This is a genomic window from Streptomyces dengpaensis (assembly GCF_002946835.1).
GTDB lineage: Bacteria > Actinomycetota > Actinomycetes > Streptomycetales > Streptomycetaceae > Streptomyces > Streptomyces dengpaensis.
The window spans coordinates 3,068,834-3,081,883 of the sequence record NZ_CP026652.1 but is presented as its reverse complement, the minus strand read 5'-3'; the positions used below and the strand labels follow the sequence as shown (position 1 = coordinate 3,081,883).

General features: G+C 67.9%; 12 protein-coding genes and 1 pseudogene. 10 read left to right on the top strand and 3 right to left on the bottom strand.

Going from position 1 to position 13,050, the window contains the following annotated elements:
- Positions 1 to 5 precede the first annotated feature (5 nt).
- Positions 6 to 1,523, top strand: a complete 1,518-nt coding sequence (locus C4B68_RS13990; protein ID WP_167459087.1) for a restriction endonuclease subunit S — start codon at positions 6 to 8, stop codon at positions 1,521 to 1,523.
- A gap of 89 nt (positions 1,524 to 1,612) precedes the next feature.
- On the top strand, positions 1,613 to 3,130 hold the full coding sequence (locus tag C4B68_RS13985) for a type I restriction-modification system subunit M (RefSeq protein ID WP_257217232.1): 1,518 nt from the start codon (positions 1,613 to 1,615) through the stop codon (positions 3,128 to 3,130).
- Between the two features lie 9 nt (positions 3,131 to 3,139).
- Here C4B68_RS13985 and C4B68_RS13980 read toward each other — a convergent pair whose 3' ends face one another.
- Both C4B68_RS13980 and C4B68_RS13975 read right to left on the bottom strand, forming a co-directional pair.
- Entirely contained in the window at positions 3,140 to 3,349 is a 210-nt protein-coding gene (locus C4B68_RS13980) for a DUF397 domain-containing protein (protein WP_099499696.1), read from the bottom strand.
- Positions 3,349 to 4,224: pseudogene (locus tag C4B68_RS13975) on the bottom strand (helix-turn-helix domain-containing protein); the annotation flags it as partial. The gene C4B68_RS13980 and the pseudogene C4B68_RS13975, both read right to left, overlap by 1 nt.
- Before the next feature lie 155 nt (positions 4,225 to 4,379).
- Here C4B68_RS13975 and C4B68_RS13970 point away from each other — a divergent pair.
- Both C4B68_RS13970 and C4B68_RS13965 read left to right on the top strand, forming a co-directional pair.
- On the top strand, positions 4,380 to 4,865 hold the full coding sequence (locus C4B68_RS13970) for an ATP-binding protein (protein ID WP_099499697.1): 486 nt from the start codon (positions 4,380 to 4,382) through the stop codon (positions 4,863 to 4,865).
- A 211-nt stretch (positions 4,866 to 5,076) separates the two neighbouring features.
- Positions 5,077 to 8,631 (top strand): nSTAND1 domain-containing NTPase, encoded by a 3,555-nt coding sequence (locus tag C4B68_RS13965; RefSeq protein WP_099499698.1) that lies wholly within the window; start codon positions 5,077 to 5,079, stop codon positions 8,629 to 8,631.
- Positions 8,632 to 8,639: 8 nt separating this feature from the next.
- On the opposite strand, the gene C4B68_RS13960 is transcribed toward C4B68_RS13965, so the two are convergent.
- Positions 8,640 to 8,939 (bottom strand): NIPSNAP family protein, encoded by a 300-nt coding sequence (locus C4B68_RS13960; RefSeq protein WP_099499699.1) that lies wholly within the window; start codon positions 8,937 to 8,939, stop codon positions 8,640 to 8,642.
- Positions 8,940 to 9,238: 299 nt separating this feature from the next.
- On the opposite strand from C4B68_RS13960, the gene C4B68_RS13955 reads away from it, so the two are divergent.
- The 6 genes from C4B68_RS13955 (at position 9,239) to C4B68_RS13930 (ending at position 12,975) form a co-directional block, all read left to right on the top strand.
- Positions 9,239 to 10,111, top strand: coding sequence for a helix-turn-helix domain-containing protein (locus tag C4B68_RS13955; protein ID WP_099499700.1), 873 nt, complete (start codon positions 9,239 to 9,241; stop codon positions 10,109 to 10,111).
- 67 nt (positions 10,112 to 10,178) lie between these two features.
- Positions 10,179 to 10,526 (top strand): hypothetical protein, encoded by a 348-nt coding sequence (locus C4B68_RS13950; protein ID WP_099499701.1) that lies wholly within the window; start codon positions 10,179 to 10,181, stop codon positions 10,524 to 10,526.
- Positions 10,523 to 10,780 carry a hypothetical protein gene (locus C4B68_RS13945; RefSeq protein ID WP_099499702.1) on the top strand — a complete coding sequence of 86 codons (258 nt, stop codon included), beginning with the start codon at positions 10,523 to 10,525 and terminating at the stop codon, positions 10,778 to 10,780. Before C4B68_RS13950 ends, C4B68_RS13945 begins: the two co-directional genes overlap by 4 nt.
- 154 nt (positions 10,781 to 10,934) lie before the next feature.
- Positions 10,935 to 11,597, top strand: coding sequence for a hypothetical protein (locus C4B68_RS13940; protein ID WP_099499703.1), 663 nt, complete (start codon positions 10,935 to 10,937; stop codon positions 11,595 to 11,597).
- A gap of 50 nt (positions 11,598 to 11,647) precedes the next feature.
- The gene (gene mshB, locus C4B68_RS13935; RefSeq protein ID WP_099499704.1) at positions 11,648 to 12,553 is read left to right on the top strand and encodes an N-acetyl-1-D-myo-inositol-2-amino-2-deoxy-alpha-D-glucopyranoside deacetylase; all 906 of its coding nucleotides are present in this window, start codon (positions 11,648 to 11,650) and stop codon (positions 12,551 to 12,553) included.
- Positions 12,550 to 12,975: a DUF6113 family protein gene (locus tag C4B68_RS13930; protein ID WP_099499705.1), complete on the top strand. Its 426-nt coding sequence runs from the start codon at positions 12,550 to 12,552 to the stop codon at positions 12,973 to 12,975. The genes mshB and C4B68_RS13930 overlap by 4 nt, the downstream gene beginning before the upstream one ends.
- Positions 12,976 to 13,050 lie beyond the last annotated feature (75 nt).

Genomic DNA, 13,050 nt, shown 5'->3' with positions numbered 1-13,050 from the left:
AGGTGTTGAGTGAGCCCCTCGTCAATGGGCGATCGGTCAAGACCATGGAGGGTGGATTTCCCGTCCTGAGGCTTACAGCCATTAAGGATGGAAAGATCGACATTGGGGAGTCGAAGGAAGGAGAGTGGAGCGCTGAACAGGCCGCGCCCTTCCTGGTTCGCCAAGGGGACTTTCTGCTCAGCCGTGGTAACGGGTCCAAACGCCTGGTAGGACGTGGTGGTCTGGTAGGCGATGTGGGAAATCCGATTGCGTTCCCAGACACCATGATTCGAGTGCGCCCCAGTGATGAGCTGGTTTCCGCTTCATATTTCCGGTTGCTGTGGGACTCTCCGGTTGTGCGTAGACAGATCGAAGATCAAGTGCGCACGACTGCGGGGATCTACAAGGTGAACCAAGCCATCCTTGAGAGAGTTGCCCTGCCTCTGCCGCCGCTTGCAGAGCAGTACCGCATCGTCGAGGCTGTGGAAGAGCAATTGTCGCGTCTTGACCAGGCGACGGCCTCCGTCGCGGCGGCGCAGGCTCGTGCGAGTTTGCTGGCTGAGACGCTCGCCGAGCGGGCGGTTCGGGGGCTGGTGGGGGTGTCCTCGCACCCGGACCCCAGCGTGCCACTGGACGAGATCCGGGCGGCGACGAGTGCTCGGGCGGGCAAGCGCTGGAAGCCCACGGATCCGATCAAGTTGGCCGATATGAAGGTTCCGGAGGGATGGACGCTGGCGAGTCTCGGTGACCTTGCTTGGGGCAACGGCTACGGAACGTCCGTCAAATGCAACTACGAGGGCACCGGGGCGGCGGTCCTCCGCATCCCGAATGTTCAAGGCGGATTTATCGAAACCAGCGACATGAAGTACGCACTGGACGCTTCTCTCGATCTGTCGGAATATTACGTGCGAAAGGGTGACATCCTGTTCGTTCGGACCAACGGAAGTCCCGCGCTCATTGGTCGGGCGGGTGTCGTGGAGCGCGAAATGGAGCTCGCGTTCGCCTCCTACTTGATTCGCTTCCGGGTGAACCTGGATTTCGTCGAACCATGGTGGATTCAGCTGGTGACGCGAACCAGGGCCTGGCGTCGTCACATCGAGCGGGTTGCGGCGTCCTCGGCGGGTCAATACAACCTGAATGCAAAGCGTCTTGCGGAACTCCCTGTCCCATTTCCGCCTCTCTCGGTACAGCGCGAAATTCTGGACTGTGTGAATTCGGAGATACCCTGGATTAGTCGATTGCAGGATGTCTCGAACACCGTTGTCAAGCGGTCGGACAGCTTGCGGGCCCGCATCCTCGATCGAGCTTTCCAAGGAGGCCTGGTGCAGCAGCACCCCGCAGACGAGTCGGCGTCGGCCCTCCTGGCCCGCATCACAGCCGACCGCGCTGCTCGGCCCAAGCCCAGGCGGACTCGCAGGGCCGCTGACAGAGCCGCAGCTGACAGGGCTCCCAGGGCGCTTGCTTCGCAAACAGCGATGACGGACCCAGCACCCGAGCCGACCGCCGTCCCTGCCTTCGCCGTACAACAGGAGTTCGAGCTGTGACCGCCCCCGCAGACGCGCATCAGCCCGCCGCAGAAGGCGCTGAGTCCACCGCGCCCGCCAAGGCTAAGGCCGTTGTCCAAACCAACACCCTGGTCTCCAAGCTCTGGAACTACTGCAACGTCCTCCGCGACAACGGCATGTCGACCATCGAGTACGTCGAGCAGCTCTCGTACCTGCTCTTCCTGAAGATGGTCGACGAGATGGAGAACGACCCCTGGGACGGGCGCGACATGAGCGCGATCGTGCCCGCGGACTACAACTGGCAGTCCCTCGTGGGCAAGCGTGGTGCCGAGTTGGAGAAGCACTACCGCGACACCCTGGAGCACCTGGGCCGTCACCCCGACACCACCATCGGCACGATCTTCGCCGACGCCCAGAACCGCATCACCAAGCCCGCCCTCCTGGAAAAGCTGGTCGTCGATCTGATCGGCAGGGAGGAATGGACCGTCAAGGGCACAGACCTCAAGGGTGATGCCTACGAAGGGCTGCTCTCCAAGGGCGCCTCGGACACCAAGACCGGCGCCGGCCAGTACTTCACGCCCCGCGCGCTCATCGACGCCATGGTCGACGTCACCCAGCCGGGCCCGAAAGACACCATCACCGATCCGGCCTGCGGTACCGGCGGCTTCCTCATTGCGGCCCACGCCTACATCCGTGACCACCACATGAAGAGCATGTCGCTGGACGAGCGGATGGCCTACGACAGCGGCCGCAAGATCTGGGGCAACGAACTTGTCACCGCGACCGCCCGCCTCGCCGCGATGAACATGCTCCTCCACGGCATCGGCAAGAGCGACGGTCCGAGCCTCATCAGCGTCGGTGACGCGCTCGCCGAGAAGCCCAGCGGTCACCACGCGACGCTCGTCCTCGCGAACCCTCCCTTCGGCCGCAAGTCCGCGATCACGGTGATCGGCCAGGACGGCGAGGTCGAGAAGGAGGACATTCAGTACGACCGCGACGACTTCACCGCGACGACCACCAACAAGCAGCTGAACTTCCTGCAACACATCATGTCGCTGACGGCTGTTGGGGGGCGCGCCGCCGTTGTCCTGCCGGACAACGTCCTCTTCGAGGGCGGGGCCGGTGAGAAGGTTCGTCGCAAGCTTCTCGACGAGTTCGACCTTCACACGATCCTGCGGCTGCCGACAGGCATCTTCTACGCCGGCGGCGTCAAGGCCAACGTCCTCTTCTTCGACAAGAAGCCCCCGCGCGCCGACGGCAAGCCGCACACCACCGAGACCTGGGTCTACGACTTCCGCGTCGGCCAGCACTTCACGCTCAAGCAGCGCCCCCTCACCCGCGCCCACCTGGACGACTTCGTCGCGGCCTACCGCCCCGGCGAGCCCAGGTCGTCCCGGGTCGAGTCCGAGGACGACAACGGGCCGTTCAAGAAGTTCGGTTACGAGGACCTGATCGCCCGAGACAAGGTCAACCTCGACATCACGTGGATGAAGGACCCCGCCCTCGACGACGCCGACAGAGGTCTGCCGCCCGAGGTGATCGCCGAGGAGATCGTCCGTGACCTCCAGTCCGCCCTGAACGAGTTCACGGCCATCGCCCGCTCCCTGGGCGCCGAGGTCGACGTACCGGAGGCGGAGATCGAGTAGCCGGGCCGGTCAGGCTTCGGACGCGTACGGCACGAAGTCGGCCCAGGTGGCGGGGGAGAAGCTCAGGCGGGGGCCGTCGGTGTTCTTGGAGTCGCGGACGTGGACGGTGCCGGGGGTGGTGGCGAGTTCGACGCAGGAGTCGCCTTCGCTACTGCTGCTGTAGCTACTTTTGAACCACGCCAGGTCGGAGGCGTCCCCGGCCTCGGTGTTGCGGAACATGTTTCCCCCAGCAGTTGCTCGATGAAGGCTGTCGACTCACGTGGGGTGAGAGCCTGAGCCCGGATGATGCCATACCGCAGTTCAAGGATACGGAGCTGCTTGGGCTCGGAGACCGGTCGGCCGTTGGCCACCGCTTGTGAACGCCCCACAGCCGAGCCGTCCTGGAACTTCAGCACCTCGATGCCACCGGCCAGTCCGGCGTGCTCCTCGCGATCCATCGGCATCACTTGAAGCTCGACGTGCCGCAACTGTCCTGTGTCCAACAGATGTTCAAGCTGGCGACGCAACGCCGGTTTCCCTCCGAGCGGACGTCGGAGCGTCCACTCCTCCAGGACGAAGCTGACTTCAGGCACGGGGTCCCGCTCGAAGACGGTCTTGCGCGCCACGCGGGCGGCGATGAACCGCTCCACCTCGTCCTCGCTGTATGCGGGGCGCCGCATCAAGAGAAGCCCGCGTGCGTACTCCGGCGTCTGCAACAGCCCATGGATGTTCAGGGGGTCATACAGCTGAAGCTCAACCGCCTTCGCCTCCATCTGTGCCAGATCCCGCACCTTCTTCGGGTACCGAACCCTCTTCACGTCCTCCTTCATCGCCGAGAGCAACCCATCCGCCCCCAACACCTCGTCCGCCTTGTCCAGATACTCGGGTTGTGGAATCCGCTTCCCGCTCTCGATCTTGTAAACCATGTCCTCGCCGTACCCGACCGCCACGCCGAAGTCGGCGGCCCGCATCCCCACCGCCTCCCGCCGCAGCCGTAGCTGCCGCCCCACGGTCGCGACGACCGCCACACCCCAGTCGTCGTCCGGGTCGACCTCCCAACCCGGCTCGTCCGCCTCGCTCTTGAGCCGCGCCGCGTTGCCATCGACCTGCTGCATCCCGCACCCCTCCGTCGTACGACCGTGCCGCGACGGCCCCTACCCCTACGGCCCGTCTCGACAGCCCGGACACGACCGGACAACGTCCGGACAGTCGCCGTACGCAACGGAGTCGTCACTGTTCACGGTAGGCACGGGCAGCCACTCTGAGTGACGTGATCCAGGAAACCGCCGCCCCCGAGGCCCAATCCGACTACCACATCCGCAACTTCAGCGTGCAACTGTCCCCCACGCCACGCGGGGCCCGCCTCGCCCGCCTCCTCGCCACAGAGCAACTCCGCGCCTGGGAACTCCCGTTGGACTCGGCACGCCAAGTGGTCGCCGAACTCGCGGCCAACGCGGCCACCCACAGCCGCGTCCCCGGCCGGGACTTCCGGCTCACGCTCTACGTCGTCGCCAACACTCTCCGGATCGAGGTCACCGACACCCGCGGTGACCGTCTTCCGTACGCTCGACACTCCGCCCCCGATGCCGAGTCCGGCCGCGGTCTTGTCCTCGTCGACACCTTGGCCGACCGCTGGGGCTGGGTCCAGGGACCGCCCCCGCGCAAGACGGTGTGGGCCGAGCTGGACCTCGCACCGGAACCCGACCGCCCGTGCTCCGGCGCGACGGGCGACCTTCTCCAAGAAACACCAGGGTGAAAGAACCCGACCAAACCCCACCTCCTGCTGAATGTCCCCGTTGGGCCTCCGCTCCGACCCGCATGGCCGAAACCCGTACGCACCGTTGAACGCGCATGTGAAGCCTCGGAAGATGGTCATGAGCGGATGACGCGATGCCGGTCTTTCGAGGCCGGTGGAACGGGGGTTGAGCGGTGCTGGTGGGTGGCGGCGCGGTCGTGAGTGTTGACCGATGAGGAACCGTGTGCAGGTCGCGATCCAGATCATGCTGGCGCTGGTCGCCTGCTTACTCGGGATCGCCACCAACTACGCGACCAGCACCGACAAGGTTCCCTGGGCACTGGAGGCTATTCAGCGGTTCTCCGTTCCGGCCATCGGCGTGCTGATCGTGGCGCTTGTGGCCGGGCAAGTCGTCGTCTACCGGTTGGAGCATCCCGCGCCGCCCCGGAGCGAGTGGCCGAGGGAGCGGGTTCCGTATCCGGGTCTCGACGCGTTCGACGAGGACGAGGCCGCTGTCTACTTCGGCCGGGAGGCACAGGCCGCCGAACTGACGCGCAGGCTGCACACCACCGCGACCCGCCCCGCGGAACGGTTCCTGGTGCTGGTCGGGGCGTCCGGCAGCGGAAAGTCCTCGCTGGTCAGGGCCGGGGTAATGCCCAGGCTTCGGGAGCGCCGCTGGACTGTCGTGCCGGCCTTCGTCCCCGGCCCCAATCCGCTGGGTGCCCTCGCGGCAGCGCTGGCGGCTGCTGCCGACGGGCAGGAACCGGCGAGCGCCGTACTGCGCAGGCTGCGCCAGGGGCCGGACGCCCTGCGAGCCGAGCTGTCGCGGCTGCGTGGCGGCCGGTTCCGGCGGATACTCCTCGTGGTCGATCAGATCGAGGAGATCGTCACCCTGGCGGGCGAGCGTGAACGCGCCCAGTTCCTCGAAGTGCTGAGTACCTGCGTGGAACAGGACCCGGCAGTCCGTGTACTGGTCACCCTCCGGGTGGACCTGCTCGGCAGGCTTCTCACCATCGGACAGGCGGAACTCCTTCAGCACCCTGTCGCCATCGGCACCTTGGGCAGAGCGCAGCTCGTCGAAGTTGTGAAGCGCCCCGGGGCCCTTGTCGGCCTGGGCTTCGAGCCCGGAGTCGTCGACTCCATCGTGAGCGAGACCGGAACGGACGACGCGTTACCGCTACTCGCCTACCTCCTCCAGGAGTTGTACTTCGCCTCCGGCCCCGGCGGGATGGTGACCGAGGAGCTGTACCGGCGGCTCGGCGGAGTACCCGGCGCGCTCGCGCGCCAGGCGGACAACACCGTGACCCAGCTCGGTGCGGGCGTGGGCATCGACGCCGTCCTCCGCGTCCTGCTCAGGTTTGTCACCGTCGAGGGGCAGGAGGTGGCCCGCCGCCATGTGCCGCTGTCCGAACTCGACGAACGGGACCGGCATGTCGTCGATGCCTTCGTCGAGGCACGGCTGCTGCGCACTGACGTCACGGGCGACGGCTCCGTAGCCGGTGGCGAGCCGTTTGCGCAGGTGACGCACGAGGCGCTGTTCCGCCAGTGGGCCCCGCTGCGGCAGGAGGTCGAGGCGCGGGCCGAACGACTCCGCGAGCGCGCCGAACTGGAGCGGTGGGCGGCCGACTGGGAGCGGGCCGGTCGCAGCGACGACTATCTCCTTACCGGCGAACGCCTCACGGCGGCCCGGCGCTGGTTGGAAGCCCTGGAAGAATCCGGGCAGGCGTCCACACCCGCCCGCGCGCTCGTCGAGTCCTCGCAGCGCCGCGACATGACCTTCCTGAGCCAGGTCTCCGACAGTATCGGCCGTCAGGTTCTGCTGAGCGCGGAGAGTGAACCGGAGCGTTCCCTGCTGCTCTCGCTCGCCGCATTAGGCGAGTGCGCGCCCACGCCCTCGGCCCGGCGCGGGCTGATGGCGGCGCTGGCGGCGAGTCACCTCCGCTCACGGCTCGACGGACACACGGACACTGTCCGGCACATTGCCTGGTCCCCGGACGGGCGCATGCTGGCCACGGCGTCCAGGGATGGCACGGGTCGCGTTTACGACGCGCCGTCCGGACGTCCCTTGCTGGTGCTGCCGTGCGACGCCGTCATGGTGGAGTCCGTTGCCTGGTCACCGGACTCGGCGAGGCTTGCGACCGCCGGCCGTGACCGTGTCGTACGGATCTGGGATGCCGTCTCGGGGGAGCCGGTCCATCTGCTCACCGGGGCTGGAGATCTCAACAGACAGGTGGCCTGGTCGCCGGACGCCCGACATGTCGCTGCAAGCTCCAAGGACCGGATCGTACGGGTCTGGGAGGCTGGCACAGGGCGGCTCGTACACGAACTGCACGGACACGGCGAAGATGTGTGGGGCGTGGCGTGGTCGCCGGACAGCAGCCGCCTCGCCTCCGCCTCCCACGATCAGACCGCGATCGTCTGGGACCTGACGACAGGGACGGCGGCCACCACGCTCACCGGGCACTCGGACTTCGTCGAGGGCATCGCCTGGTCGCCGGACGGACGGCACATCGCCACCGGCTCCGGGGACCACACCGCCCGTATCTGGGACGCCGGGACCGGTGATCTACGCCTGTTGCTGCGAGGGCACACCGACTACGTGTGGAACCTGGCCTGGTCGCCGGACGGACGGATGCTGGCCAGCGCATCCTCCGACCGCACAGTGCGCATCGTCGACACCGAGAACGCCAAGGTCCTGGCCGTGTTGCGCGGCCACACAGACACTGTGTGGGGGGTCTCCTGGTCACCCTGCGGGACGATGCTTGCCACCAGTTCCACCGACGGCGCCGGCATGGTGTGGGACCTGCGTCCGCGTGGCGCCGAGGTCGTCATGGCCGACGGACACCGAGGCCCGGTGAACCAGGCCACGTGGTCCGGCGACGGCAGCCGTTTCGCCACGGCCTCGGACGACGGCACCGTACGGGTGTGGGACGCGGTCACCGGCGTTCCTGCCGGACCGGTGACCGAGGCGGGAGACCGGGTCTGGGGCGTCGCCTGGGCGCCGCAGGGGGAATGGCTCGCGTTCGGCACCAACGACGGCCTGTTCCGGATCGCCGACGGGCACGGCGGCACGCTGTTCGAGCGACAGGGCGAGGTCGTCGAGGGGTGCGCGTGGTCTGCGAACGGCGGCCGGATTGCCACCGGTGGCCATGACGGCGCCGTGCGTGTCCTGTCCGCGCCGGACGGGACCGAGCTGCTGAAACTGACGGAACATCAGGACTGGGTGGGGCGTGTGACCTGGTCGCCGAGCGGACGGCGGCTCGCCAGTTGTTCCGACGATCGTACCTGCCGACTGTGGGATATCGGGGAGGGGCGGCAGTTCACAGTGTTGCGAGGCCACGACAACTACGTGGAGGACGCGGCATGGTCCCCGGACGAGGCGAGGATCGCCACCGCTTCCGGCGACTGGACGTCCGCCGTGTGGGACGTCCTCACCGGACGGCGCATCGAGGTGCTGAAGGGGCACGAGGGACGGCTTCGCGCGGTCGCTTGGTCACCGGACGGACGGCACATCGCCACGGGCGCCGACGACCGTACTGTACGGGTCTGGTCCGCCACCACCTATGAGGAGATCGCCGTCGCCGGTGTGCACCAGGACAAGGTGACCTCCGTTGCCTGGTCCCCGGACGGCACACGACTGCTCACGGGATCGGTCGACGGGACAGCGCGGGTGTGGAGGGCGGAGCCCGACCACGACCGGCTGGAGGCGACCGCCCGCGGAAGGGTCTTCCGTACCCTCACTCACGAGGAACGGCGGCAGCATCTGCTGCCGCTCGACCCCGTGTGACTGTGTGATCAGTAGGCCGGTTCGACCGTGAGCTCTTCGGTGCGAACCAGGTAGTCGTCCGGGTTCAGGCTCATGGCCTCGCGTTCGGGCGACGACCAGTACAGCGCGTTGCGCTCGGCGAAGGTCTCCGGGCCGTCGTACGAGATCAGCCAGACGAACTGGTTGCTCTCGCGGTCCACCCAAGCTCCTCCGATCGTGAACCCCAACTCCAGCCGCAGCGGGACGATTTCGCCACGCCACCGCTCCACCCACTCGTCGAGCAGGCCGTCCCGGACGGTGTACGTACGCAGTTGTGTGGTCTTCGGCATGGCAGACATCCTCTCCGAGCGGCGCAGCCCGGTACCACCGGAACCCGGCCGCCCGTGCTCCGGTGCGGCGGGCGGTCTTTCCCAAGAAACACGACGGTGAAAGAACCCGACCAAGCCCCACCCCTCCCGCCCGCCGCGCAAACTCACCCACGCGGGTGAACATCGCCGACTCGGCTGGATCAGGGGCCCGTTGCCTGCCCTACGCTCGGCGCAACACAACCGCAGACATGCGACGGCCCCCGCCGGGACGGCAATCCCAGTGCGAGGGCCTGACCACCGAGGAAGCAGGAGCCTTCCCGATGGATACGCAGAACCCTAGCGTGCTGCCGCGCGCCCAGTCCCGGCTTGCCGCCGACGAATACCCGAACCAGCGGCCCCATGCCGACGGCGGTGTCATCCACGACAACACCCGCCACACCACCCGCTTCACGGTGATCGGCAACCACCTCGCCCAGCACCCCGAGTTGTCGGGGCTCGCGATCGGGCTGGGCGTGCACATCCAGTCCCTGCCCAGCGGCGCCCGCGTCGACATCAAGACCCTCACCGCCCGCTTCCCCGAGGGGGCGACCCGGATCGCCGCCGCATTGCGCGAGTTGGAGGCCCACGGCTACCTGCGCCGCGAACGCACACGCGTCCCTGGCGGCCGCATCGTCACCCGCACGATCTCCTGCAACCAGCCGGGAGGGCACCGCAACGCCGACCGCGAACCCGCACGACCGCCACACCCGACGCGGACGAAGAAGCAGGCACCCCGCAAGAAGGCCCTCCCCGCCGTCCCGCAACCGGCATACCCCGCCCCCACACTCCTTCAGGCGGCCACCGACCTCCTCGCCGACCTACGCCGTCGTGACCCTCGCCTGCTCCTCTCCGCCTGCGACGCCGCCCATCTCGCTCCCGGAGTCGCGGCCTGGCTGGAACGAGACGTGAGTCCCATGGCCGTACGTCAGGCGCTGACTGCCGACCTCCCGCCCGAACCCCTACGCCGCCCGGCGGCCCTTCTGGCCCACCGCCTCACCGTCCAGCTGCCTCCCTCGCCGCCGTTCCGCGCCCCCGCAGCTCCGCCGACGGTCCGGCATCCACTCCAGAACTGCGAAGGCTGCGATCGCGCCTTCCGCTCACCCACCCCAGGACGCTGCTATGACTGCCGCACTCCCGCTGCCACTGCCGCCTGAGCCCGTTGTGTCCCGTTCCCGTCCCGTAGGCCGGATATTCTGGCCGGGGCACTCTCTGGAGGACACCATGAGCACGCAGGCTGACCACGGAAACGAGCTGATCCCCCGTCCCGAGCTGACACCGGATGCCCTCCGCGCAGCCCTCGCCGTCGTCGCTCCGGGGCGTCTTGACGAGATGCAGGCAATGAAGGACGAGGCCTTCGCCAAGGCCGTCGAGTGGCAGTCGCTCAGCCCGGTGCAGAGCTGGGTCCTGATCTGGGCCAAGGAGATCGAGATCGCCCGCCGACCGGACCTGTCCGCCCGCTACGCCCAGGCGGAGAAGGATGTGGAGCACGAGGACCCGGCCATCGCGCAGGGAGCCCTACGCGAGCTGAGCGCGGTCCTCGAAGAGGCGCTGAAGGCAGTTCGAGGGTGAGCTGGAAATGGGAGTACGCCCTCGGGGCGGAAGAGGCTGCCCGCGCCGCCCCGGCAGATTTCTTGGCCGCTGTTTCACACAGGGCCGATGAACTGGTCAGGGCGGCTGAAGCTCTTCATGTCCACGGCCGGGCCTATGAGGGGATCGACCCGAAGGGCAGAGAAATCATCGTCTCCGGCGGCTGGTTCAGGTACCAGGTCGTTGTGCGGAGCGAGCGCGTCTACATCGTCCAGATCACCTACCTGGGCTTCTGAGGGGCCGGAACGACCGGAGGGGCGTGATCCGGAAATGGAGGGGCCTGAATCGGCCACGTTTTCCGAACTGATCCCGCTCGGCTTGACTGGCCCCCGTGCGCCTCGGGAATCCTCCTCCTGGAGATCGTTGCGAAGATTTGCACGGGGGTTACCCATGGCCGTTCCCAGACCGCAGACGCGTCAGTTTGAGGCGTTTATGACGAACCTGTCGTATGCCCGACGCATGGTCGAGGCGGGCAGAATGCTCACCCCGTTCAAGTCGCCCACGATTGACATCGATGACTTTTACCGGGCGGCCTGGGTTCAGGCTGTTGCCGCCATCGACCACTGGCTGCACGAGGAGGTGCTGCGCCGGGTCGCCGAACTGGCGGCTAAGGACAGCCCTGACATGCCGTACCAGCTGCGTGTGTATGAATTGCCATTGCACAGGGTCGAGGCGGTACGGCGCGGCGATGTCCCCCTGCCTGACGCCGTCGTCGAGCATCTGCGCGACAAGCTCGCGGCCCAGTCGCTCCAGCACCCCGGCAAGATCTCCGAAGTGCTCAAGCTCGTGACGGAGAAGAAGGTCTGGTACGAGGCGGCCGGATGGATCAACGGCTCCTTCTTCCAGGGACGCACCAGCCTGAACGAGAAGAAGCTTCGCAGCCGCTATCTGGAGATCACTCAGCGGCGCAACAAGATCGCACACGACGCCGACCTGATCGACGGCGATCTCGAACAGCGCCGCCCGATCGACGAAGCCGAGGTGACCGACGCCATCGACTGGATCGAGCGGATTGCGCTGGGCATCGCCCATGTCCTCGATGACGAGGGCTGACAGCAGGCCGGGAAGCACCCGAGGGGTCGGTCCCCTCGTAGGCTGGCCCCATGACGGAACTGCCCGACCGGCGCCTGCTCCTGGTGCACGCGCACCCGGACGACGAGTCGATCAACAACGGCGCGACCATGGCCAAATACGCGGCCGAGGGCGCCCATGTCACGCTGGTGACCTGCACCCTCGGCGAGGAGGGCGAGGTCATCCCGCCCGAGCTCGCGCACCTCGCGCCCGACCGCGAGGACGGCCTCGGCCCGTACCGGATCGGTGAGCTGACCGCCGCCATGAAGGAGCTGGGTGTCACCGATCACCGGTTCCTCGGTGGCCCCGGGCGTTTCCGCGACTCCGGGATGATGGGCGTCGAGCAGAACCGCCGCCCGGGCGCCTTCTGGTCCGCCGACATCGACGAGGCCGCCGCGTACGTGGTGGAGGTGATCCGCGAGGTCCGCCCCCAGGTGCTCGTCACCTACGACCCCCACGGCGGCTATGGGCACCCGGACCACATCCAGGCCCACCGCGTGGCCGTGCGCGCCGCCGAGCTCGCCGCGGAAGACGCCTTCCGCCGGGACCTCGGCGACCCTTGGGAGATCGTCAAGACCTACTGGAACAGGGTGCCGCAGTCGGTCGCCGAGAACGGCTTCGCGCGCCTGCGTGAGGCGCTCCCGGAGCTTCCGTTCACCGAGTCCGCCGCCATCGACGACGTACCGGGTGTCGTGGACGACGCGGTGATCACCACCGAGATCGACGGGACCGCGTACGCCGCCGCCAAGGCGGCCGCGATGCGCGCGCACGCCACCCAGATCGAGGTGGCCGAGCCCTGGTTCGTCCTCTCGAACCAGCTCGCGCAGCCGCTCTTCACCACCGAGTACTACGAGTTGGTGGACGGGGAGCGACCCCAGGGGCGGCGCGAGACGGACCTGTTCGAGGGGATCCAGCGAGTGGAAGCGGGCGTGCGATGAGTACGACGGGACCGGGACAGGGCGGCAGCATGCTGGCCCAGCCGCTGACGCGGCCCTCGGGCGGGCGGATCGCCGCCTACCTGGGACTCTTTCTGCTCGGGGCCCTGGTCGGGGCCACCGGGGCGCTGGTGCAGTCCGGCTGGTTCCCGGCCGGGTTGCTGCTCGCCCTCGCGGGCGCGGGCGGGCTCTTCCTGGGCGGTGCCCGGGCGACCGGCTCCCGGGCGGGGGCCGTCGCACCCGAGGCCGGCTGGACGGTCGCCGTCGTCCTGCTCACCGCCAGCCGGCCCGAGGGGGACTACCTCTTCGGCGCGGGAGTCGGCTCGTACCTCTTCCTGCTCGGCGGTATGGCCGTCGCTGTGATGTGCGCCACCCCCGGGCGGGGGCGGCAACCGGACGGTTCCGGCGTCCGACTTGGGAAGTGACGTACCACTTCGCCGTATCCAACAGGTGCGGGTCCCGTGGGGGTTCCTTCGAAGGCGAGGTTTGCGCGCCGGACA